The 23817-nt window shown below is 60.4% G+C and carries 21 protein-coding genes and 1 rRNA gene; 21 read left to right on the forward strand and 1 reads right to left on the reverse strand.

Annotation, left to right across the window (positions count from 1 at the left end; genetic code table 11):
* Position 1: 1 nt before the first annotated feature.
* The 13 genes from cdhC to nadC all read left to right on the forward strand — a co-directional run bounded on the left by cdhC (position 2) and on the right by nadC (position 13944).
* A complete protein-coding gene (gene cdhC / locus DAUD_RS00595; RefSeq protein ID WP_012301273.1) occupies positions 2-1201 on the forward strand; it encodes a CO dehydrogenase/CO-methylating acetyl-CoA synthase complex subunit beta in 1200 nt (399 codons plus the stop codon).
* Between the two features lie 51 nt (positions 1202-1252).
* Positions 1253-2611 carry an acetyl-CoA decarbonylase/synthase complex subunit gamma gene (gene acsC, locus DAUD_RS00600; RefSeq protein ID WP_012301274.1) on the forward strand — a complete coding sequence of 453 codons (1359 nt, stop codon included), beginning with the start codon at positions 1253-1255 and terminating at the stop codon, positions 2609-2611.
* A gap of 34 nt (positions 2612-2645) precedes the next feature.
* Positions 2646-3518: a dihydropteroate synthase gene (locus DAUD_RS00605; RefSeq protein ID WP_012301275.1), complete on the forward strand. Its 873-nt coding sequence runs from the start codon at positions 2646-2648 to the stop codon at positions 3516-3518.
* Positions 3519-3556: 38 nt separating this feature from the next.
* A complete protein-coding gene (locus DAUD_RS00610; protein WP_012301276.1) occupies positions 3557-4453 on the forward strand; it encodes an acetyl-CoA decarbonylase/synthase complex subunit delta in 897 nt (298 codons plus the stop codon).
* Between the two features lie 178 nt (positions 4454-4631).
* Positions 4632-5294, forward strand: a complete 663-nt coding sequence (locus DAUD_RS00615; RefSeq protein WP_242647856.1) for a hydrogenase iron-sulfur subunit — start codon at positions 4632-4634, stop codon at positions 5292-5294.
* A complete protein-coding gene (locus tag DAUD_RS00620; RefSeq protein ID WP_012301278.1) occupies positions 5291-5956 on the forward strand; it encodes a methylenetetrahydrofolate reductase C-terminal domain-containing protein in 666 nt (221 codons plus the stop codon). The genes DAUD_RS00615 and DAUD_RS00620 overlap by 4 nt, the downstream gene beginning before the upstream one ends.
* A complete protein-coding gene (locus DAUD_RS00625) occupies positions 5953-6873 on the forward strand; it encodes a methylenetetrahydrofolate reductase (protein ID WP_012301279.1) in 921 nt (306 codons plus the stop codon). The genes DAUD_RS00620 and DAUD_RS00625 overlap by 4 nt, the downstream gene beginning before the upstream one ends.
* A gap of 29 nt (positions 6874-6902) precedes the next feature.
* Positions 6903-8576, forward strand: a complete 1674-nt coding sequence (locus tag DAUD_RS00630; RefSeq protein WP_012301280.1) for a formate--tetrahydrofolate ligase — start codon at positions 6903-6905, stop codon at positions 8574-8576.
* Between the two features lie 46 nt (positions 8577-8622).
* On the forward strand, positions 8623-9372 hold the full coding sequence (locus DAUD_RS00635; RefSeq protein WP_012301281.1) for a LytR/AlgR family response regulator transcription factor: 750 nt from the start codon (positions 8623-8625) through the stop codon (positions 9370-9372).
* 843 nt (positions 9373-10215) lie between these two features.
* A complete protein-coding gene (locus DAUD_RS00640) occupies positions 10216-10416 on the forward strand; it encodes an aspartate 1-decarboxylase (protein WP_242647857.1) in 201 nt (66 codons plus the stop codon).
* Between the two features lie 72 nt (positions 10417-10488).
* Positions 10489-11400, forward strand: coding sequence for a quinolinate synthase NadA (nadA, locus tag DAUD_RS00645; RefSeq protein WP_012301283.1), 912 nt, complete (start codon positions 10489-10491; stop codon positions 11398-11400).
* Between the two features lie 113 nt (positions 11401-11513).
* Positions 11514-13097 carry an L-aspartate oxidase gene (gene nadB, locus DAUD_RS00650; RefSeq protein ID WP_041570699.1) on the forward strand — a complete coding sequence of 528 codons (1584 nt, stop codon included), beginning with the start codon at positions 11514-11516 and terminating at the stop codon, positions 13095-13097.
* Positions 13090-13944, forward strand: coding sequence for a carboxylating nicotinate-nucleotide diphosphorylase (gene nadC, locus DAUD_RS00655; protein ID WP_012301285.1), 855 nt, complete (start codon positions 13090-13092; stop codon positions 13942-13944). Before nadB ends, nadC begins: the two co-directional genes overlap by 8 nt.
* On the opposite strand, the gene DAUD_RS11365 is transcribed toward nadC, so the two are convergent.
* Complete coding sequence (locus DAUD_RS11365) at positions 13929-14393, reverse strand: GreA/GreB family elongation factor (protein WP_012301286.1); 465 nt, start codon at positions 14391-14393, stop codon at positions 13929-13931. The two genes, nadC and DAUD_RS11365, sit on opposite strands and share 16 nt — an antisense overlap.
* Before the next feature lie 146 nt (positions 14394-14539).
* On the opposite strand from DAUD_RS11365, the gene DAUD_RS00665 reads away from it, so the two are divergent.
* The 8 genes from DAUD_RS00665 to DAUD_RS00700 all read left to right on the forward strand — a co-directional run bounded on the left by DAUD_RS00665 (position 14540) and on the right by DAUD_RS00700 (position 23744).
* Complete coding sequence (locus DAUD_RS00665) at positions 14540-15517, forward strand: biotin--[acetyl-CoA-carboxylase] ligase (protein ID WP_012301287.1); 978 nt, start codon at positions 14540-14542, stop codon at positions 15515-15517.
* On the forward strand, positions 15505-16293 hold the full coding sequence (locus DAUD_RS00670; RefSeq protein ID WP_012301288.1) for a type III pantothenate kinase: 789 nt from the start codon (positions 15505-15507) through the stop codon (positions 16291-16293). Before DAUD_RS00665 ends, DAUD_RS00670 begins: the two co-directional genes overlap by 13 nt.
* Before the next feature lie 129 nt (positions 16294-16422).
* Positions 16423-17427 (forward strand): tRNA dihydrouridine synthase DusB, encoded by a 1005-nt coding sequence (gene dusB / locus DAUD_RS00675; protein WP_012301289.1) that lies wholly within the window; start codon positions 16423-16425, stop codon positions 17425-17427.
* On the forward strand, positions 17428-18420 hold the full coding sequence (locus DAUD_RS00680; protein ID WP_012301290.1) for a calcium/sodium antiporter: 993 nt from the start codon (positions 17428-17430) through the stop codon (positions 18418-18420). It abuts the gene before it with no gap.
* A 126-nt stretch (positions 18421-18546) separates the two neighbouring features.
* Positions 18547-19644, forward strand: coding sequence for a shikimate dehydrogenase (locus tag DAUD_RS00685; RefSeq protein ID WP_041570700.1), 1098 nt, complete (start codon positions 18547-18549; stop codon positions 19642-19644).
* Between the two features lie 197 nt (positions 19645-19841).
* Positions 19842-20312: a transcription elongation factor GreA gene (gene greA / locus DAUD_RS00690; RefSeq protein ID WP_041571009.1), complete on the forward strand. Its 471-nt coding sequence runs from the start codon at positions 19842-19844 to the stop codon at positions 20310-20312.
* A gap of 24 nt (positions 20313-20336) precedes the next feature.
* Complete coding sequence (gene lysS / locus DAUD_RS00695; RefSeq protein ID WP_012301293.1) at positions 20337-21809, forward strand: lysine--tRNA ligase; 1473 nt, start codon at positions 20337-20339, stop codon at positions 21807-21809.
* A gap of 236 nt (positions 21810-22045) precedes the next feature.
* Positions 22046-23744: ribosomal RNA gene (locus DAUD_RS00700) — 16S ribosomal RNA — on the forward strand.
* Positions 23745-23817 lie beyond the last annotated feature (73 nt).

Below are 23817 nucleotides of genomic sequence, written 5' to 3' on the forward strand. Positions count from 1 at the left end.
GATGTTCCCGGTAGACGTTGGACCCCAGTACGAAGGCGAAAGCGTAAGAAAACACGACTTTTACGTTGAATTCGGAGGACCCCGGTGCGAATACAAAGGAGAACTGGTCACCTTAAGGTCGGTAAATGAGGTCGAGCACGAAAGAGTGGAAGTCATCGGCCCGGACATTAAAGACATGGCGGAGGGAACAACCTCACCCCTCTTTATCGGCGTAGAAGTGGCCGGAGAACAACTGGAGGTAGATATGGAACCCGTTTTCGAACGCCGTATCCACCAGTACTGCAATTACATCGAGGGTTTCTGGCACATGGCGCAAAGGGACCATATCTGGTTGCGACTGCACAAAGAAAGCCACAAAAAAGGACTGCGCTCTTTACAAGAGGTCGGTCAAATAATAATCATGCTTTTTACCAACGAACTGCCCATCATCGAAAAAATGCAGGTAACCTTCATAACCGACCCCGAAAAGGTGAAAGAGCATGTTTTAAAAGCGAGACCGGTTTATGACGCCAGGGATGAGCGCTTGAAGGGAATGACCGAGGAAGGGGTGGAAGAATTCTACGGCTGTGTTCTCTGCCAGAGCTTCGCTCCCACCCACGTGTGCATCATCACTCCGGAGCGGATGTCCTTGTGCGGCGCCATCAGTTGGTTGGACGGGAGAGCATCCTCCAAGATCGACCCGGAAGGAGCAATCTTCGCCGTACCGAAAGGCGAACTCTTGGACCCCGAAAAGCACATTTACAGCGGGGTCAACGAAATCGTGACACAAAGATCCTTGGGTCGGATTGCTGTTTGTTGCCTGCACAGCGCCCTGGAAAACCCCCACACCGCCTGCGGCTGCTTCCAGTCGATCTGCTTCTATATCCCGGAAGTGGACGGCTTCGGCATCGTACACCGCGACTTTGTCGGGGAAACGGTCATTGGTTCCCCCTTCTCCACCCTGGCCGCTGAGGTCAGCGGCGGCCAACAACGGGAAGGATACGTGGGAATGGCCATTTCCTACCTGAAGTCTCCCAAGTTTCTGATCACCGACGGAGGGTTACGGAGGGTGGTCTGGATGCCCAGCGCCATTAAAGAGTGGGTAAAAGAGGCCATCCCCGCCGACCTTTTCGATAAAATTGCTTCTGAAAAAGAGGTCAAAAACGTCGACGAACTGGTCGAGTTTCTTCAAGAAGCGGAACATCCCGTTATGAGTGGTTAGGCCTTTATGGTCTAATCTTGGGGTTGATCATGCTTTAAGGAGGGGGCGTACATGCCTCTAAAACCGTCCGATATCCAGAAAAAGCTCCCTGGCGGGGGGAAGAAGAACTGCAAGGAATGTGGATTTCCCACCTGTCTGGCCTTTGCCATGAAACTGGTCTCCGGCGGGGTAGCGCTGGAAAAGTGTCCCTATCTCGATCCGGAAGTGAAAGAATGGATTGTTGACGCCATCACCCCGCCCATCAAGCTGGTCAGCGTGGGCGCCGGCGAAAGGATCCTGACGGTGGGGGAAGAAGAAGTCGTTTATCGCCATGAAAAAACCTTTTTCCGCCCACCCGGCCTGGCCGTGTTGATTTCCGATGCCCAGGACGATCAGGCAATAAAAGCCAGGTTGAAAAAGCTGAACGAATACGAGTTCCGGTGGGTAACCTTCAACTTGCGGGCCGATCTTGTGGTCCTCAAACATGAAAGCGGCAGCAAAGAAAGGTACCTGTCCGTGGTTACCAGGGTGGCCCAGGAAAAGCTGCCCATGGTGCTGATGTGCGAAGACCTGGGTGTGCTCTTTGCCGCCCGCGACCTGATTGCCGATCAGAAGCCGCTTTTGTACCCGATTACAAACGCCAACCTGGAGGAAGCCCTGCCCGGCTTAAAGGAAAAGGCCGTCCCCGTGGCAGTAAGAGGCCAGGGCCTAGAAGAGGTCGTTTCCGTGACCACAAAGCTGAAAGCCGCCGGTATTTCGGACATCATGATCGATACGTCCCCGCGAAATCTAAAGGAGGCCCTCCGGGACTACACCCTGATCAGGCGGGCTGCTCTTAAGCACACCTTCCGGCCGCTGGGATACCCAATCATTTCCTTCCTGCCTCTTAAGGCCGAAGACGCAGCGGAGGAAGCCCTTTTGGCCTCGGCTCTGGTGATCAAGTACGCTTCCGTCATCGTGCTAAATGACCTGCACAGGGAAACGCTTTTCCCGCTACTGGTCCACAGGCTCAACATCTACACCGATCCGCGCGTCCCGCTAGCGGTGGAAGAGAAAGTCTACGAAATCGGCGAACCCAACGAAGAATCGCCTGTTTTCCTCACCACCAACTTCGCCCTGACCTACTTCGCGGTGGCCAACGGCGTGGAAGCGTGCAAGATCCCCGGCTATCTGGGCGTGAAGGGAACCGACGGGCTGTGCGTCCTGGCGGCCTGGTCCACGGGCAAATTTGTCGGGGAGACCGTCGGCCCATTTATCAAGAACAGCGGCTTAGAAGGGAAACTGAAGAAAAAGAGGCTGATCATTCCCGGTTTGGCTGCCAGGATCAAGGGCGAGATCGAAGACGAACTGCCCGGCTGGGAGGTCATTGTGGGACCCAAAGAAGCCGAAGAACTACCCGCATTTATGTCTAAGCTGATCGCCGGGTGGTAAGAAAGCGGACATTTTTTTAAGGAGGCAATGGGGGATGATTTTAATCGGGGAAAACATCCACATTCTGGCCAAAGTGGTGTCGGAGGCCATCAAGGAGCGGAACCCCCTTCCTTTGCAGGAGTTGGCCGTAAAACAGGCCGCTGCGGGAGTAGATTACCTCGACCTGAACATCGGGCCGGCCAGAAAAGACCCGGACGTGATGCGCTGGCTGGTGGAGATCGTCCAGGAGGTGGTGGATCTCCCGTTGTCGCTGGACACCCTAAACCCCGGGGCAATGGAGGCCGGCCTGGCCGTTTGCCGGAAAAGACCTCTGCTCAATTCCGCCTCCGGCCGGGAAGACAGCAAAAGGGAAATGCTCCCGCTGGCCCAAAAATATGATTGTGATGTGATTTTATCGGTCCTCACCGACAAGGGGATTCCTTCCGACACGGCCGCCCGGGCCGAAGCCATTATGGAGACAATCGCCCACGCCAACGAGATCGGCATCCCCAACGAAAACATCTGGGTCGACCCCATCATGATGCCTATTGGGGTGGACCAGCCCCAGGTGGTGGAGTTGCTGGAGTTTATGAGCATGCTGCCGGACATTGCGCCGGGAGCCAAATCAACCCTGGGCTTATCCAATATGATCAACGGTGTTCCCCGCCACCTGAGAAGCATTTTAAGTCGGGTGGAGTTGGTAATGTTGCAGCGCCACGGCCTTTATTCGGCCATAGTAGACAGTTTCGACAGCGAACTGATCGCCCTGGTCCGGGGGGAAAGACCTGCTCAGGTAGAACTGATCTACCGGGCGATGGACGAAGAAATCAACCCCGCCGACCTTCCGCCGCCGGAGGCCGAACTCGTCAAAACCGTTGACGTTCTGATGGGAAGAACGCTGTATTCCCATTCCTGGCTGGAAATCTAAATTGTTTTCGTGAATAAGGAAAGGAGCGGCAGGTTTTGATGAAAGAGTTTCTGGAGGCCTATAAAGGGAATATCCTCGAGGTGACTTTCGGGAAAGAGGGCAAAACACTTACCCTCGGCGGGGAAAACACGCTTCCTTTTCATTCATTTGAAGGCAATCTGCCTCACCCTCCGCTGATTGCGCTGGAGATCTGGGATATCCCGCCGCAAACCTGGCCGGAACACCTGCGCGCATGCTTCGGCGACGTCGTCTCCTCGCCGGTGGCGTGGGCAAAAAAATGTCTGGAGGTGTACCGGGCGGATCTGGTTTGTCTCTACCTGGCTTCCGCCGGGAGGGAAGAGGTAGACATGGCGGCTTTAGCGTCCAGGGTAAAGGAATTGAGCGACACCCTGCCGGTGCCTTTGATCGTTTACGGGGTCGGCGAAAAGGACGCTGATGCCCGGGCACTGAAAGAGATCGCCAGAGCCTGCGCCGGGAACGCCGTACTCCTGGGGCCGGTGGTCAAGGAGAACTACGAGGAGGTCGGGAGGGCGGCCCTGGAGTACGGGCATAGGCTAATCGTCCAATCCCCGCTGGACATTAACCTGGCCAAAGAACTAAACATCAAGCTGTCCAAGTTCTTTCCCAGGGAGCGGATGGTCATCGACCCCTTGTCCTCGGCCCTGGGGTACGGTATGGAGTACAGCTTTTCGGTCATGGAGCGGATTAAACAGGTGGCGGTGCTATACGGCGACGACACGATGAAAATGCCCATGATTGCGAACGTCGGCAGGGAATGCTGGAAAACAAAAGAAGCCCGGGGGAACGCCCAGCAGGGACTTCTCTGGGAAGCCATAACAACCCTGACCCTGTTCCTGGCCGGAGCCAACCTCGCCGTAATGAGTTCACCGGACAGCATGCAACTGGTGCGGAGAATGATCACTCAGATGTCTTAACAATGCCGCGGCAGGTTCCAACCCCCTTTTCATACACTTCACCGTGCTTAGTAAGCATTTCACAACCCAACCGTTGTCGCGTAGTAGCGTGCCTTCTATACTGTCACCATAACAAATCCGCCCAACGGCGATCTGCCGCCTGACGAAACACGTTAATGCTCCTCGGTCCCGACCGAGGATGCCGATCCAAACGCCGCCTGAGGGAGGCGTCGGGCCGGGAACCGGGCGCCGCGTGTTCCGGGCGGCGGCCCTGGCCGACGAGCTAAGCAAAGGAGCCGGTTTAGAAATGTCCCTTGAACTACAGCGGGAACAATGGCGGGTGGTTGAAACCGAATGGCGGCCCAAAATCATCGTCTTCTGCTGCCACCGCTGCGCCCCCGGGGCGGCGGACACGGCCGGGATAATGCGCCTGCAGTACCCTCCGGAAGTGCTGATCATCCGGGTGCCCTGCTCGGGCCGGGTTGACGAGGAGTTTATCCTGCGCGCCTTTGCGGGCGGCACGGAGCTGACAGAAAAGCTGCGCCGAGTAGGGGTTGACGAGGAGTTTATCCTGCGCGCCTTTGCGGGCGGCGCCGACGGCGTGGTGGTGGCCGGGTGTCTGGAAGGCACCTGTCACTACCTGGTGGGAAACACCCGTGCTGCCAGGCGGGTGGAGCGGATGCGGACGTTTCTCTCCGAGGTCGGGCTGGAAGCCGAACGGCTGGAAATGCACCATATGGCGGCGTCAATGGGCACGTCTTTTGCGCGGATGGCGGCCGATTTTACGGGGCGGGTGCGGCTCCTGGGGCCCGCATTCCCGGCGGTGCACGCCGCGTCCGCCGAAGGGGGGAGCGGTCTGTGATCGTGGCGCGGAGAAAGCCGGCGCCCCCGTTGCTGGCGGCGGCCACGGGAAGAAGAACCGTCCTGGTGGCCGGATGTAAAGGCTGCGTGGCGGTCTGCGGGGTGGGAGGCGAGCGGGAGGTAAGGTTACTCGCGGCCCAGCTTGAACTCGCGGCCAAGCGGCTCGGGCAAAAGCGCACTGTTCTCCGGGCGACCGTCGCCCGCCAGTGCGATCCTGGATTCCTATCGTCGTTCGACAGTCTTATGGAACAGGCGGAAGCCTGCTTTTCCCTGGGCTGCGGTGTGGGGGTGCAGTACATGGCGGAGCGCTACCCGGCCAAACCGGTATTCCCCGCGGTGGACACCGTGTTCGCCGGCGGCTCCCCGGCCGCCGGGCTTTGGGAAGAGCGCTGCCGCATGTGCGGGGAGTGTGTCTTGGGTGAAACGGGCGGCATCTGTCCGGTGAGCCGGTGCGCCAAGGGGCTGCTCAACGGTCCTTGCGGCGGGTCGGTGAACGAGCTTTGCGAGATCGGGCACAACCAACCCTGTGCCTGGAATCTCATCTACGAGCGGCTTGCCGGCCAAGGCCGATTGGAGGGCTTGACCGTCATCACGCCACCCAAGGACTGGTCCCGTGCGGGGGCGGGGGTGCGGTCCGTGGTGCGGGAGGACTTGATGCCGTGACCACACCGAGCAATTTGCAGAGGGTGCTGGAACAGGGACATTTTGCGGTGACGGCCGAAATCGGCCCGCCAAAGGGGGCGTCCGGGGAGACCGTACGCCGGCACGCCGCCTTGCTCCGGGACTGCACGGACGCCCAGAACGTCACCGACAACCAGAGCGCGGTGGTGCACATGTGCTCCCTGGCGGCCGCGGTGCACGTGTTGCAGGCCGGGGGCGAGCCGGTGTTCCAGCTTACCACCCGCGATCGTAACCGCCTTGCTCTGCAAAGCGACCTGCTGGGTGCCGCCAGCCTGGGGATCAGGAATGTGCTCTGCCTTACCGGTGACCACCAGAAGTTCGGCAACCACCCCCAGGCACGGGGCGTCTTCGATCTGGACTCGGTGCAGCTGGTGGGCCTGGCGCGCCGGCTGTGCGAGGGCCGGTTTCTGAACGGGGACGAGGTAAAGCCGCCGCCGGAGCTGTTCGTCGGTGCCGTGGAGAACCCCTTCGCCGGCCCGCTGCCGCTGCGGGTGTTGCGGCTGGGGAAGAAAATCGCCGCGGGGGCCCGCTTCATCCAGACGCAGGCGGTATACGACATCGAGCTGTTCGCGCGTTTCATGGCCGCCGTCCGGGAACAGGGTTGGGATAAGGAAGTCTCCATCCTGGCCGGGGTGGTGCCGCCGAAGTCTGCGGGCGCCCTGAGGTACATCAGCAAGGTTCCCGGTATGGTGGTGCCCGACAAACTTATTCGTCGCATGAAGGGGGCCGCGGACCAGGCGCGGGAGGGGAAACGGTTCGCCGTCGAGCTGATCCGGCACCTGCGCACGATCAAGGGCGTTCGCGGCGTCCACATTATGGCCATCAGGTGGGAGGAGGCGGTGCCGGAGATCGTCACCGAAGCGGGACTGCTCCCCAGGCCGCATGCCGATAAGTATTAACCCGCCGAAAGGGAGGGAAAGGAACTGCGATGCTTTCCGATATCGAAATCGCACAGCGTGCCAAACTCAAACCTATAATCGAGGTGGCGCGCGATCTGGGTTTGGCCGAAGAAGATTTGGAGCTTTACGGGAAATACAAGGCCAAGGTCGACAACGGCCTCTGGGAACGCCTACGGGATCGCCCGCCGGGCAAGCTGATTTTTACGACCGCAATCACCCCTACGCCGGCGGGGGAAGGTAAGACCTGCACGGCCATCGGACTCACGCAGGCCCTGGGCCGGCTGGGCAAGAAGGTGACGGTCTGCCTGCGGGAACCGTCAATGGGCCCCACTTTCGGAGTCAAAGGGGGTGCGGCCGGCGGGGGATACTCGCAAGTTCTGCCCATGGAAGACATCAATCTTCATTTCACCGGAGACATTCACGCGGTCACCGCGGCGCACAACGTGCTGGCGGCGGTGGTGGATAACCACATCTTCCAGGGCAACAGCCTGAACATCGATCCCAAACGGGTGCTTTGGCGCCGGGTGGTCGATGTGAACGACCGGCAACTGCGCAACGTTGTCTGCGGCCTTGGCAACAGGGTCGATGGTATACCACGCGAAAGCGGATTTGACATTACCGTGGCCTCCGAGATCATGGCGCTCCTGTGCCTGGCCGAAGGGTTGCAGGATTTTAAGGAACGGGTCGGGAACGTCCTGGTGGCGTACACCCGCGACGGTCGGCCGGTCTTCGCGCGCGACCTGAAAGTGGCCGGGGCGTTGGCCGTGATAATGAAAGACGCCCTGAAACCCAACCTGGTGCAAACAGTGGAAGGACAGCCGGCGTTTGTCCATGGCGGCCCCTTTGCCAACATCGCCCACGGCAACAACTCCATCCTCGCCACGCGGCTGGCTCTGCGGCTGGCCGACTACGTGGTGACCGAGGGCGGGTTCGGCTCCGACCTGGGCGCCGAGAAGTTCTTCGACATCGTGTGCGGCTACGGTGGTTTTCAGCCGGACGCGGTGGTCCTGGTGGCCACCGTGCGGGCCCTCAAAATGCACGGGGGACTCCCCCTCGCCGACGTCACCCGGCCGGACGTCGAGGCTCTCGGGGCCGGCCTGGCCAACCTCGACGCCCACATCGACAACGTCACGGGCAACTTCAACTTGCCGGTGGTGGTGGCGGTCAACCGCTTTCCCACGGACGCGGAGGTCGAGCTGAACCTGATTCGGGAACACTGCCTGGCCCGCGGCATCCCGGTCGCGGTCTCCGAAGTGGTCGCCCGCGGCGGCGAGGGCGGCCTGGAACTGGCGGAAAAGGTGCTGGCCATCCTGGCGCGCGCCCCGAGGGGCTTTCGTCCACTGTACGACTGGAACCTGCCCATCAGAGAAAAGATCGATATCCTCGCCCGCAGAGTTTACGGGGCGGATGGAGTAGTCTTTACGGACCAGGCGCAAGCCGATATCGAAACCTTCACCCGGTTGGGTTTCGACAAGCTGCCGATATGCATGGCCAAGACCCAGAGTTCACTTTCCGACAATCCCCGGCTTCTGGGTCGCCCGAAGGGATGGCTTCTTACCGTGCGCGAGGTGCGCGCTTCGGTGGGTTCCGGCTTCCTGGTCGCCTTGGCAGGAAAAATCATGACCATGCCCGGGCTGCCCCAGGTGCCGGCGGCGGAGAAGGTTGACATCGACCCCGCCGGCAATGTGGTTGGATTGTTCTAGAGGAGAGAAGATTTTAGATTGAGGAGAGAAGAGGAGGAATGAAAAGATGCTCCTCCGAACCTTGATTGTGGACGATGAATATCCCGCTAGAGAGGAGTTGCGTTATCTTCTTGGCCGCTGCGGCTCCGTGCAGGTGATTGGCGAGGCTGCCGACGCGCAAGAGGCGCTGAAACTCATCAAGGCGGTCGCCTATGACGTTATCTTCCTTGACATTCGTATGCCCGGCATCAGCGGTATTGGGCTGGCCCGCGAGCTGCGCACCCAGAAAAACGCGCCAGTCGTCGTGTTTGTCACCGCCTATGAGGAATATGCCCTGGATGCGTTCGGTGTCGGCGCTGTCGATTACCTGATCAAACCGGTGACCGAGAAAAGGCTCTCTGAAGTCATCGCTCGGCTAAAAGAGCGCTTCAGACCGGAAAAAGACAAACCCTTTGCCGCCGTGGCCATAACCAGACGCGGGAATATCGTTCCGGTGCCGACGCAGGAGATTACCCACATCTACGCGGAGAGCGACCGCGTGATTGTCTGCACTGCTGGCGAGCGGGCGAGTGCCCCCTATACCCTGGAAGAGTTGGCCCGGCGGTTGCCCCAGGACATATTTTTCCGTTCACACCGGAGCTTCATCGTCAATTTGAAGTTCATCAAGGAGATTAAGCCGGACCTGAACGGTACTTACGTTCTGCAGATCAACGACCGGCAGAACAGTGAGGTGCCAGTGAGTCGGAGCCGCGTTTCCGCCCTGAAGGAAAGACTCGGCCTTCCCAAGCGCCTGCGTTATGGGAACCGAAGCATGTGACCGGCACGCTCGCCGCCCGAAATCTTGGGGAATAGCCGGCGGGCTTCCGGGCAAACCCATCACCGCGAGGCGGGGAAGCTTCGCCAGCCGCTTCGGTAGCTTCACGTGGAAACACCGGCGGGGGTTAACCTCGTTCGGGGGGCCAGCCAAGCCCTTTGCTTTAACCCGATACAATTATGAATAAAACGCCCCTTCCCGTTCTGCCCCGGTTCCGGCGCCAACCGAGGACATAAATTCTCCCATCCAAAATATCCGACCTGGGAATACTGTAGGGTACTGACATTATCTTGCTGGCGAGCAGCCGCGCTGCCAAGAAAATAACATCTAATGGTCGAAATCCGTTCCCGGGATGGGAGATAGGGACCTTGAAGGAACCAAGCCGATAGAAAGGACAACCTCCAGCCCGGAAACTGGCATTCCCGGAGCTCAAGTGCTGCGGTGCGGCTTCGGTTGGTATATTTCGCGAGGTGAGCGACCAATGCCAGATTATGGCAGGTAGACGCTGCGGTTCAGGGTCCGGTTTCAACCATTGGCAACCACCGCTGAGCATTCGGTGTCCGGGTCAGGATTATTTATCCCCATACGACCCTGTCAACCGCGATGTGCAATTTTAGTTTAAGGTAGTTGCACTACTTGTTTTCGAAGGTACTCCCACATAGTGTCGGATGATGACCGCAAGATTTGCATAATCGGCGCGGATCGGGTCGGCGCAACGCTGGCCCTGCAACGCGCCGGTTACCGGATCGTGGGGGTGGCTTCCCGCAGTGAACAGTCTGCGCTGCCTGGACGAGCGACTGGGCTGCCCCTTTCCTGACCGGACCGGTGGTCCGCAACGACCGGCCGATGCTGGAATGGCACCTGGTGGCCGCCGCCCGCCTGGCTGTACCGGGGGACCGGGTAATTGTCATGGCCTACGCCTGGTGTTCCGGGAGCGAAGTCCGGGGGGCGCCGGTGGTGGTGCTCGTCGACGCCCGCAACCGGGTCGCCAAAGTTTTAGCTGCGGAGGATTTTCCGTCACTTGACATGACCGGGCCGGAGAAATAGCATGGCGGTAGCGACACCGGGCAATCCGAGAGACTTTAACAGGCGCGCTTACGAGCAGCAAGGAGTGGCACGGTGGACATATCCGATGAATTAGTTGCCGAGATAAATGAATTGCGCCGGAGACGCAAGGCGATAATTCTCAGCCATTACTACCAGCGCCCTGAAGTTCAAGATATTGCCGACTTTGTGGGGGACTCGCTCCAGCTGTCCCGGACGGCCGCTGCCACCGAGGCTGAGGTGATCGTCTTCTGCGGCGTGCACTTCATGGCGGAAACCGCGGCGATTCTATCCCCGTACAAAACCGTGGTCTTACCCGATCTGCGTGCAGGGTGCCCCATGGCTGACATGGCCGAGGTGGAGTCGCTGCGCAGCAAAAAGGCGGAACTCGGCGACCCGGTGGTGGTTTCCTACGTCAACACCACGGCGGACGTCAAGGCGGAGAGTGATATCTGCTGCACCTCCGCCAACGTGGTGCGGGTAATCGAGTCCATTTCCCCGGACCGCCGGATTCTGTTTGTGCCCGACCGGAACCTGGGGGCTTACGCTGCGCGGCAGACCGGACGGGAACTGGTGCTGTGGCCCGGGTTTTGCTGTGTGCACGACGACATACTTCCGGAGCATATACTGCGGGCGAAGCGAAAACACCCGGAGGCCCTCGTGGTGGTGCATCCCGAGTGCCGTCCCGACGTGATCGACCTGGCCGACAAAGTGGCGAGCACTTCCGGAATGGTGCAGTTCGTGCGGGACTCCAGTTTCCGGGAGTTTATTATCGGCACCGAAGAGGGCATCACCCACCAGATGGGCAAGCTTTGCCCCGGCAAGAAGTTTTATCTGCCGTCCAGGGGAATGGTATGTGGTAGTATGAAGCTCATCACCCTGACCAAAGTCCGTGATGCGTTGAAAAGACTTGAACCCCGGATCACCGTACCGGAACACATCCGGTACCGGGCGCTTCAGTCCCTGGAGCGGATGCTGGCCTTGTAGCGGTTTTCAGTGATCAGTCATCTCCATCACCAGCGAATACTCCGCACCAACCGGTCACAAGGCCGGCGTTGATTCACCGCATGGAGACTCCGGATGAACAGGAGGCCTTAGCCGTGTATCTGGTGAATTTCGATACCCGGGTACTCCCAGTGGAAACGGTTGACTATCTCGTGATCGGGAGCGGTATCGCCGGTCTGTACACGGCGTATTTGCTGGCGCGGTCGGGGAGACGCCCGGTCGTGCTGACCAAGAAGATGGTTGAAAACACGAGTACTGAACGGGCACAGGGAGGAATCGCGGCCGCTATCGGGGCCGGCGACTCCCCCTTTCTACACCTGGAGGATACCCTGGAAGCCGGGGCGGGTTTGTGTGACCCCGAGGCCGTGCGGGTTCTGGTCACGGAAGGGCCGGAACGGGTGCAGGACCTGGTGGAGATGGGGACCTGTTTTCAGCGGACGGACGAGGGTTTTGCCCTGGCCCGTGAGGGGGCGCATCGCCAGCGCCGCATCCTCTACGCCGGCGGCGACGCGACCGGGGCTGAAATCCAGCGGGCTCTTTGCTTCCAGGCCACGGAGCAAAAAATCCCGGTGCTGGAGCACAACTTTGTGGTTGACCTTCTGGTCCACCACGGCCGCTGTTACGGCGCCCTGGTATGTAACGAGTTGGACGGGCGGCTGACGGTGTTCTACAGCCAGGCGGTCATTCTGGGTAGCGGCGGGGCCGGGCAATTGTATCGCCAAACTACGAACCCGCCGGTAGCCACCGGAGACGGCATTGCCGTCGCCTACCGGGCCGGCGCCGAAGTGACCGATCTGGAGTTTGTCCAGTTTCACCCCACGATGCTGGCGGTTCCGGAAGGGCCGCCGTTCTTGATTTCCGAAGCGGTGCGCGGTGAAGGAGGTGTACTGCGGAACGTGCGGGGCGAGAGGTTCATGCCCGGTTGTCACCCGGGAGCGGAACTGGCTCCCCGGGACGTGGTGTCGCGGGCCATATTGGCCGAAATGCAGTCCACGGGCGCGGAGCATGTTTTTCTTGACGTCACGCACCTTCCGGAGGATACCCTAAGGCGCCGCTTTCCAACTATCGCGCACACTTTAGCCATGCTCGGGTTGGATATTTGCCGGGACTGGATTCCGGTGGCCCCGGCGGCACATTATATAATGGGCGGGGTGCGGACCAACCTGCACGGGGAAACGTCCATCGAAGACCTTTACGCCTGCGGTGAGGTGGCCTGCGCCGGCGTGCACGGGGCCAACCGGCTGGCGAGCAACTCCCTCCTGGACGGGCTGGTCTTCGGGGGCCGGATCGTGGAACGGATTCTGACCCGGCCCGCCGCCCTCAAACCCAACCCACACTTTTCCTATTCCGGATTGCGTAACGACCGGCCGGTTGACTACCCCTCCTTGCGGGAAGAACTGCAGGCGCACATGAGTACATATGTCGGCCTGAGCCGGGAAGCCGCCGGTTTGGAGCGCACACTCGAATTCTTCCGGCGTCATGAATACCTTGAACAATGCCCGGCGCAGAGCCCGGAGGCCATGGAAACGCGCAACCTGTTCCAGGTCGGGGCGCTGGTAACCGAGGCGGCCGCGGCCCGGCGCGAATCCCGGGGTGGGCACTACCGCACCGATTACCCGGAACCCAGGGAGTGCTGGCGGAAACACCTCATTTTCAAGAGGGCTGGGACACATGAATGAATTCGAGCTGGACCGGCTGATCAGGACGGCCCTGACCGAGGACATCGGCGCGGGGGACTGGACCACCGCCGCCACCGTTGCCGCCGGAACCCCGGCCGCCGGCGTCCTGCGCAGCCGGGAAGCCGGGGTGGTGGCCGGGCTGGAGGTGGCGCGGCGGGTTTTTGCCGTGCTGGATCCCCGGATACAATTTCAGAACCGGGTTACAGACGGAAACCAAGTGGAAAGGGGCACGGTGCTGGCTGAGGTAAGCGGGGCGGCGCGCCCCATTTTGACCGGTGAGCGGGTCGCGCTTAATTTCCTGTGCCACCTGTCGGGAATCGCCACCCGGACCCGGCGGCTCAAGGAACTGGTTGCCGGCTATCCGGTCCGCCTGGTGGATACCCGCAAGACTACACCTGGTCTCCGGATGCTGGAAAAATACGCCGTGCGTGTGGGCGGCGGGCACAACCACCGTTTTGCCCTTGACGACGGCGTCCTGATCAAGGACAACCACATCGCGGTCGCCGGGGGGATCACCGCGGCCGTTCGTGCCGCCCGCGCCGCCGTTCACCACTTGCTGAAGATCGAAGTGGAGGTTGAGGATCTGGACGGAGTCCGGGAGGCGCTGGCCGCCGGGGCCGACGTCATTCTCCTCGACAACATGCCCCCGCCGTTGATCAAAGAAGCCGTGCGTCTCGTGGGCGGGCGGGCAGTGCTGGAAGCATCCGGCAACGTGGACGAACAGAACATCCGGGAAATAGCCGCCACCGGAGTGAACCTCATCTCCCTCGGCCGCCTGACGCATTCGGTCCCGTACCTGGACATCGGTCTGGATCTTGATGCGCCGGGCGCTCAGCCCGCGGGATAGGTTACCGAGACCACCCGGTACCGGAACGTGCCGCCCGGGGCCTGAACTGCCAAGACCTGTCCCGGCTCTTTGAGCAGAAGACCTCTGCCCACGGGGGAGAGAAAGGAAACATGGCCGGCGGCGGGGTTGATCTCGTAGGGGGAGACAACCCGGAACATCTCGCTGTGTCCCCGGTCCAGGTCCTCCACCCGGATGTCGCAACCGATCAGCGTCAGCGGCAGCGGCGGGCACTGGCCCTCAACCACCCGGGCCCGGGCAAGCAGTTCACGAACTCGGTTCAGGTAGTCATCCAGGAACAGGCGGACTTCTGTACGGTCGTCGATGGGTACTCCGGGGGCGTATGCCGTGAAAAAATCCTCGAAAAGAGCAAGCTTTTGTGCCTCCATTTGGGCCAGTTGGCCGGTAAAATATTTATAAGCGTGATTCGACAATTCGATTATTGATGCCATCGAGAGCTCTCCCTGTTCCAAAAAATCACCCCGCCCCCCGGGCGGAGTGCTTCAAGCCAATCACTATTTGTTTAGAACCTAATATAAATCAACAAAAATGTCAAGTAGAACCTTTTGTCGGTTACAATTTAGTAGGGGTGGGTTTAATGAAATCTTCCGTGCTGGAGTACCTGAAGACAAGCCCGAGTTACGTTTCCGGGGCGGAGATTTCCCGGAAACTGGCTATTTCACGGACGGCGGTCTGGAAGCACATCCGGGCCCTCCGGGCGGAGGGTTACCGGATCGAAGCCCGTTCCCGCCTGGGCTACCGCCTGCTGGCGGTACCTGACCTGGTGAGCCCGGAAGCGGTTCAGCCCGGTCTGGTCACGGTCTTTTGCGGCCGGAACTATCTGTACCACCCCACCCTTTCTTCCACCAACGATCAAGCCAAGGAGTCGGCCCGGCGAGGGGCCCCCGAGGGAACTACGATCGTGGCCGAGGAACAGTCGGGCGGCCGGGGCCGCCTGGGCCGGAGCTGGCATTCGCCCCGGGGCGGGCTTTGGTTCTCGGTGGTACTCCGCCCGCCCCTGCCGCCGGCGCGGGCCCCGGAGGCCGTGTTTGTGGCGGCAGTGGCCGGGGTGGAGGCGTTGGCCGCTTACCCCGGCGTCCAGGTCGGGCTGAAATGGCCGAACGACTTTGTCTGGCGTGGCAGGAAGCTCGGTGGGATTCTGACCGAGGTGACCGGCGAACTGGACCAGATCAACCACCTGGTGGTGGGCATAGGGTTGAACGTCAACCTCGATCTTCAGGACTTCCCGCCCGAACTCCGGACCGGAGTCACCTCCGTCCGGGAGATCACCGGGGGAGACGTTTCCCGGTCCGAGCTTCTACGGCAGCTGCTGGCCGCTCTGGAGCACTGGTACCTGGTCTGGTTGAAGCAGGGATTCACTCCCGTACTGGCGGCCTGGAAAAGGCACAACGCCTGCCTGGACCGCCTGTTGCGGGTTTTGACCCCCGAAGGCGAACTGGTAGGCCGCGCGGTGGATGTGGACGCGGACGGGGCTCTCTTGCTGGCCACCGCCGGGGGAGTCCGGAGAGTGGTCACCGGGGAGTTGCAGGTGGAGGGGGATAGATGGACAACGTGAAAACGATTCTGGTTGTGGACGTGGGCAACACCAATATCGTCCTGGGAGTCTACGCGGGGGAAAACCTGCTGGCCCACTGGCGTTTGAGCACCAAGCGGCAGTGGACCGCCGACGAGTTCGGCATCCTGCTCAAGCAGCTGCTTTTGGACCGGGGTTTAAAGGCTTCGGACATCCAGGCCGCCGTGGTTTCGTCGGTTGTGCCACCCCTGAACACCACCGTTGACCAAGCCTGCCGGCACTACTTCGGTGTTCCCCCGCTCCTGGTCGGGCCCGGGGTGAAGACCGGGATGCCCATCCGGTACGAAAATCCGCGAGAGGTAGGCGCCGACCGGATTGTTAACGCCATCGCGGCGCAGGAACGCTACGGCCGGCCGCTGATCCTGGTCGACTTCGGCACCGCTACCACCTTCTGCGCGATTTCCACACGCGGGGAATACCTGGGGGGCATCATCGCCCCCGGGATCAGCATCTCCTGCGAGGCCCTCTTTGAGCGGGCGGCCAAGCTGCCCCGGGTGGAACTGGTGCGTCCGCCGACGATCATCGGGCGGAACACCGTGCAAAGCATCCAGTCCGGGATCATTTACGGCTACGCCGGATTGGTCGACGCTATCGTGCGGCGGATGCGCACGGAGATGGAGGGCACGCCCCGGGTGGTGGCCACCGGCGGCCTGGCGGAACTGATCGCGCAGGAAACAGAGACGGTCGAGGTCGTTGACCCGCTGTTGACGCTCTTGGGGCTGCGCCTGGTGTACGAGCGCAACCTGCCCCCGGCCTGATCCAAATCATGTACAAAAAAATCTCTAAAACAATGTTATAGTCAGATACTATACGGGTATTACACTTCGGTCCTGCAAACCGGATCAATGGCCTTGGCGACTCTCAGCTTTTTTGAGGTGTAGTTAGGTTTGTCTTTTGTTATCGGCAAGATTACCATCCCCAACCGGGTCGTCGCAGCGCCCATGGCCGGGATCACCGACCGTGCCTTCCGGGACCTGGCCCGGGAGATGGGCTGCGGTTTGACCTGGACCGAGATGATTTCGGCTCAAGCCCTGATCCAAGGGAACCGCCGGACCGCCGAACTCCTGGAGGTGTCCGGGGAGCACCCGATCGCCGTTCAGGTTTTCGGGTCCGACCCGAACACCATGGTCCGTGCCGCCCGGCTGGCGGCTGAAGCCGGGGCCGATATCGTGGACCTTAACATGGGCTGCCCCACGCCCAAGATAGTCAAGAGCTGTGAAGGCGCCGCGCTGATGCGTGACCCGGAAAGGGCCGGGGAAATCGTGGCGGCGGTGGCGGCTGCTGTACCAGTGCCGGTGACCGTAAAAATGCGCAAGGGCTGGGACGAGGGTTACCCCAGTGCCGTGGAATTGGCGCGGGCGGTGGCGCAGGCCGGTGCGGCCGCGGTCACGGTGCACGGGCGCCTGCGTTCCGAGTTTTTTGGCGGCAGGGCGGACTGGAGCGTAATCGGGGCGGTGAAGCAGGCGGTGTCTATACCGGTTATTGGTAACGGGGACGTGAGAATCGGACCGGACGCGGCCCGGATGCTGGCCGAGACCAGGTGCGACGCCGTAATGATCGGCCGGGCGGCGCTGGGCAACCCTTGGGTTTTCAGGCAGGTACGTGACTGCCTGGAGACCGGTCAAGAACCCCCGCCGCCGACTATGGATGAGCGGGTGGCCATGGCCCTGCGCCACTTTGATTTGTTGATCCGGTACAAAGGCGAGGCTAGGGCCGTCCAGGAGATGCGTAAGCACGCCGCCTGGTACACCCGGGGTTTGCGCGGTTCGGCCCGGCTGCGGGAACGGCTTCACGCCGCGGACACGGCCGCATCCCTACGCAGTCTTATCACGGGTGTCCCCGATTTGGACAGGCGGGTGCCGTCATCCGAACGAAGGAGGAGATATCACTAGATGCTGACGATCGTTTTTTTGTTGGGGGCCGGGCTGGCCCTGTTGCTAAGCGGGGCGGAGTGGCTGGTGCGCGGCGGCGGCCGCCTGGCTTTTTACCTGGGGATCTCCCCCCTGGTCATCGGTCTGACGGTGGTCGCTTTTGGTACTTCGGCGCCGGAACTGGCCACGAGTGTGTTCGCCGCCTACCACGGCCGGGGAGACATCGCCCTGGGCAACGTGGTGGGGAGCAATATCGTCAATATCGGGCTGGTGTTGGGCTTGGCCGGGCTCCTCGTCCCCATCAGGGTGGACACTACCCTGAACACCCGGCTGATCCCCTTCCTGCTCCTCATTTCCTTAATGCTGTGGGTATTCGCCCTTGGACTGCAAATTTCTCGGGTTCAGGGGCTGGTTCTCCTGTTACTGTTCGGGCTGTACATCTGGTACTGCCTAAAAACGGTCCGGCCGGACGCCGGAAAGCTCCCCGCACCCGCGGTACACAGAGGTGAATCGGAGGTCCGGGCTGAAGAAGGGGGTCGATTGAGTGCCGGTGGAAGAGCCGGTCCTTTGGTGAAATCCCTGTTTCTGGTCGTGGCCGGTCTGGTGATGCTGGGTGCCGGTGCCGAGTTGTTCGTCCGCGGGGCGGTGGAATTCGCCCACCAGGTCGGGGTGAGTGAAGCGGTGGTGGGGGTCACGGTGGTGGCCCTGGGCACGTCGCTGCCGGAACTCGTCGCTTCGGTAATGGCGGCCGCCAAGAGGCTGCCGTCCATGGCCCTCGGTAACATCGTGGGGAGCAACATTTTCAATATCCTGTGCATCATCGGGGTGTCGGCCGGCGCTTTCCCCTTCGCCGTATCGCCATCCCTGGTAAACTTTTCTCTACCGACAATGGTCGGATTCACCGTGCTGTTGATGGTGATCTGCTTCACCCGGAAAAGGGTGAGCCGGGCTGAAGCAGGAATTTCAATCCTGTTCACCGCCATGTACGCAGCCGGACTGCTGCGTTTTTCCTAACCTGCCCTTCCCAAAATCGCGGCCGCCGGAAGCGTGCACCCCGCAGCAATGCGCAGCAACCTGCTTCTTGCCAAAGGGCTGGGGAGGTTGCTAAAATGGGTTATTGGTGTGAGGAGGTTCGACTACTTGGACCGGTTTGCCTTCGTAATCCACCCCCTCAGCGTGGGCGACGTGTCGCGAAAGTTCAAGTTCGCCCGCCGGTTACCGGATAGCTGGGTGGAGGCCGCCCTGCGGCTACTGCCTCCGTTGAAGACGGCCGAGATTACCGGGGTTCGCTCGGAGCACAACGAGGTCGCGGGCTGGTTTATATCCTGCCCCCTGACCACGCGGCAAATAATGAGCCTTGATCCCGACTACGTGCTTCAGAAGGTCATCCAGACCGGGAAAAGGGCCGAGAAACTGGGGGCCAGGATTCTGGGGCTGGGAGCCTTCACCAAAGTGGTGGGGGACGCCGGTATATCGGTGGCTAAGGCCCTCGACATCCCCGTCACCACCGGGAACAGTTACACCATCGCCACCGCCATTCAGGGCGCCCGGGAAGCGGCGCGCCTGATGGGTCATAATCTGGCCGAAGCCGAGGTGGCGGTCGTGGGGGCCGCGGGGGCCATCGGTTCCGTCTGTGCGCGGATTCTGGCCCGGGAGGCGAAGCGCATGACCCTGGTCGGCCGCAATCAGCAGAAACTGGAGTTGGTGGCCGACTCGATCCTGGCGGATTGCGGCCTGGCGGCCCGCATCACATCCGACTTGGCGGGGGCGCTCCGGCGCGCCGACGTGGTGGTTACCGTCACCAGCGCGGTGGATACCATCATTGAACCCGAGCACCTGAAGCCTGGCGCGGTGGTCTGCGATGTCGCCCGCCCGCGGGATGTCTCCCGGCGGGTGGTTGAGGTGCGGGACGACGTGTTGGTGATCGAGGGCGGCGTAGTTGAAGTCCCGGGACCGGTGGACTTTCACTTGAATTTTGGCTTTCCGCCCCGGATGGCTTACGCCTGCATGGCCGAAACGATGATCCTGGCGCTGGAAAAGCGTTTCGAAAGCTTCACCCTGGGCCGGGAGCTGACGGTCCGGCAGGTGGAGGAAATCGCCGCCCTGGCCGAGAAACACGGCTTCAAAATGGCCGGGTTCCGGAGCTTTGAACGGGCCGTCTCCCCCGAGGAGATCGCCCGAATTGCGGAGAATGCCCGAAGACGGCTTGACAAGGGTGAAGGCGCTCATTATAATTGATCAAAGTCTTTTGACGGGGCGGAAAGGCACTGCTGGCCTGTATCTTGCAGTGCCTCAAACTTTGTCCGGTTGAATAAAGGGTTCCGGGGAGATATATAAATGGTTGTTAACGACGTCGGGTTCTTTTCCGAGATCAGCGTTCGATAGTCTAGGTATTTGATAAGGAGTCGAGGAACGTGTCAGTAGAAAAGAAAGACATGATTCTGACGGTTGCGGGCTTGCGCAAACTGGAGAGGGAGCTGGAGTACCTTAAGATGGTGAAGCGCCGGGAAGTGGCCGAACGGATCAAACAGGCCATTGAGTTTGGCGACATCACCGACAGTTCGGAGTACGAGGACGCCAAGAACGAACAGGCTTTTATCGAAGGCCGGATTATCACGCTGGAGAAAGCCCTGCGCAACGCCAAGGTCATCGACGCCGAGGACGTGGGCACGGAAGAGGTCGGCATCGGTTCCACGGTACGCCTGAAGGACCTCAACGGCGGTGAGGAGTTGCAGTACACCATCGTCGGCTCGATGGAGTCCGATCCCCGGTCGAACAAGATCTCCGATGAGTCGCCGGTGGGCCGGGCCATGCTCGGGCAGCGGGTGGGAAACATCGTTGAGATCCAGGTGCCGGCCGGGACATTGAAATACCAGATCATCGACATCACGCGTTCGGAGCTTTAAAGCACTTTTTCAGGGGGATGGTTAATGAGCGACCACGACCAGGAGTTACACGAACTGTTGCGGGTGCGGCGCGAGAAGCTTCTCCAACTGCAGGCACAGGGAGTGCCGCCTTACGGGGGACGCTATGAACGCACCCATCTGGCGGCGGTGGTCGTGGACGATTACGCCCGGCTCGAGGGGCGGGAGCTCAGTCTGGCGGGGCGCCTGATGGCCAAGCGGGGTCACGGCAAAGCCGCCTTCGGGGATCTCCAGGACGGTTCCGGTAAGGTGCAGGCCTACTTCCGGCTGAACGACCTCGGTCCCGAGAAGTACGAGCTTTTTAAGACCCTGGATATCGGGGATTTTATCGGCATTCGGGGCACGGTTTTCAAAACGCGCACCGGCGAGGTCACCGTGGCGGTTTCCGACTTCGTCCTGCTGGCCAAGTCTCTCCGGCCCCTGCCCGAGAAGTGGCACGGCCTGAAGGACGTCGAACTCCGCTACCGGCAGCGCTACCTTGATTTGATCATTAATCCCCAGAGCCGAGAAGTGTTTGTTACCAGGAGCCGAATAATCGCGGCCATTCGTCGCTACCTGGACGAAAACGGTTTTCTTGAAGTGGAAACACCGATGATGCAGACCTTGGCCGGCGGGGCGGTCGCCCGCCCGTTCAAGACCTACCACAACGCCCTGGGCATCTCCTTATTCTTGCGAATCGCGCCCGAACTCTATCTCAAGCGTTTGCTGGTGGGCGGGTTCGACAAGGTGTATGAGATCAACCGGAACTTCCGGAATGAAGGGATCTCCACCCGGCACAACCCCGAGTTCACCATGCTCGAAATCTACGAGGCTTACGCGGACTACCACGACATGATGAATCTAACGGAGCGGCTGATTAGCAGTGTCATCGAACAGGTCTTCACGGATCACATTTTTCCCTACGGGGAACACCGGCTGGACTTCAATATTCCCTGGCCACGGTATTCCATGCTAGAGGTGGTCCGGGAAAAAACTGGCCTGGATTTTGAAAATCTGTCGCCGGAAGAGGCCGCGGTGGCGGCCCGGGACGCCGGCCTTGAATTCGACTCCGAGCCAAGCTGGGCCGAGGCTCTGAACGCCGTGTTCGAGGACAAGGTGCAGCCGCAACTGGTGCAGCCTACCTTCATCTATGACTATCCTTTGGAACTGTCCCCGTTGGCCAAGCGGCATGAAGACGCGCCGCACCTGGTTTACCGCTTCGAGCTTTTCATTGCCGGACGCGAAATCGCCAACGCTTTTTCCGAGCTGAACGACCCGGTGGATCAGCGTGAGCGGTTCCAGGCCCAGCTGGAAAAACGCAAGCGGGGCGACGAGGAGGCTCACGTTTTCGACGAGGACTTCGTCACTGCCCTTGAGTACGGAATGCCCCCGGCTGGCGGACTCGGCATCGGGATCGACCGACTGATAATGCTTTTGACCGATTCGCCATCCATCAGGGACGTCATCCTGTTTCCCCTTTTGAGACCGCGTGAGGACTGACTTTGGTCGAGCCAAAGCCCGGTGCCGGTCTTGACATCCCGGGTCCTGTATGTTAGATTTATAATTACCAAGGACGGCGCAGGCAAAAATGCTGGTTCATAAATGAAGCAAAAAAATGGTTGACTAACAGGCTGTCCGATGTTATGCTATAACTTGTGCGCTGCGGAAGCGGCGCATTCCCAACTAAGCGGTCTTTGAAAACTGAACAGTGGTGAATCAGGTAAGGTTTTGAGCTATTTATGGAGAGTTTGATCCTGGCTCAGGACGAACGCTGGCGGCGTGCCTAACACATGCAAGTCGTGCGATTGAGAGGTGAGCATCTCACTTCTCAAGAGCGGCGGACGGGTGAGTAATGCGTGAACAATCTACCGGCAAGACTGGGACAACACCGGGAAACTGGTGCTAATACCGGATAATCTCCACCGGCGGCATCGTTGGTGGAGGAAAGTCGGCCTCTGGATATGCTGGCGCTTGTCGATGAGTTCACGTCCCATTAGCTTGTTGGTGGGGTAACGGCCCACCAAGGCGACGATGGGTAGCCGGCCTGAGAGGGTGGTCGGCCACACTGGGACTGAGACACGGCCCAGACTCCTACGGGAGGCAGCAGTGGGGAATCTTCCGCAATGGGCGCAAGCCTGACGGAGCGACGCCGCGTGAGGGACGAAGGCCTTCGGGTTGTAAACCTCTTTTCTGGGGGAAGAACGTCCGGCCTGTTAATAGCGGGTTGGGTTGACGGTACCTCAGGAATAAGCCCCGGCTAACTACGTGCCAGCAGCCGCGGTAATACGTAGGGGGCGAGCGTTGTCCGGAATCACTGGGCGTAAAGGGCGCGTAGGCGGCTTGAGAAGTCGCAGGTGAAATCCCGCGGCTCAACCGTGGAACTGCCTGCGAAACCATTGGGCTTGAGGACAGGAGAGGGAAGCGGAATTCCTGGTGTAGCGGTGAAATGCGTAGATATCAGGAGGAACACCAGTGGCGAAGGCGGCTTTCTGGCCTGGTCCTGACGCTGAGGCGCGAAAGCTAGGGGAGCAAACAGGATTAGATACCCTGGTAGTCCTAGCTGTAAACGATGGGCACTAGGTGTTGGGGGGTTCATACCCTTCAGTGCCGTAGGTAACCCAATAAGTGCCCCGCCTGGGGAGTACGGTCGCAAGACTGAAACTCAAAGGAATTGACGGGGGCCCGCACAAGCGGTGGAGCATGTGGTTTAATTCGATGCAACGCGAAGAACCTTACCAGGGTTTGACATGTCGGTGGTACGGAGTGGAAACACGAAGGACCCTTCGGGGAGCCGGTACAGGTGGTGCATGGTTGTCGTCAGCTCGTGCCGTGAGGTGTTGGGTTAAGTCCCGCAACGAGCGCAACCCTTACTTCTAGTTGCCAGCGGGTTAAGCCGGGCACTCTAGAGGGACTGCCGTCGACAAGGCGGAGGAAGGTGGGGATGACGTCAAATCATCATGCCCTTTATACCCTGGGCTACACACGTGCTACAATGGCCGGTACAGCGGGAAGCTAAGGCGTGAGCTGGAGCAAATCCCAAAAAGCCGGTCCAAGTTCGGATTGCAGGCTGCAACTCGCCTGCATGAAGTCGGAATCGCTAGTAATCGCAGGTCAGCATACTGCGGTGAATGCGTTCCCGGGCCTTGTACACACCGCCCGTCACACCACGAAAGTCGGCAACACCCGAAGTCGGTGACCCAACCCGTTCGGAGGTTGGAGGTCAGAAGTTGGAGGTTGGACTGGGAAGGACATTGGGGTCGAGAGGAGTTTTTGAAGAGGGATTCTGAAAGATCCTAAAGGAATGCCCGGATCTGACATCCGATATCCGGCTTCCGACTTCCGAATGGGAGGGAGCCGCCTAAGGTGGGGTCGGTGATTGGGGTGAAGTCGTAACAAGGTAGCCGTACGGGAACGTGCGGCTGGATCACCTCCTTTCTAAGGAGTACCTGTCACCACTGTTCGGTTTTGAGAGACCGAAGCGCAATAGCTTTCGGGTTTCTCGCTGTTC

It is taken from the genome of Candidatus Desulforudis audaxviator MP104C (assembly GCF_000018425.1).
Taxonomy (GTDB): domain Bacteria; phylum Bacillota; class Desulfotomaculia; order Desulfotomaculales; family Desulforudaceae; genus Desulforudis; species Desulforudis audaxviator.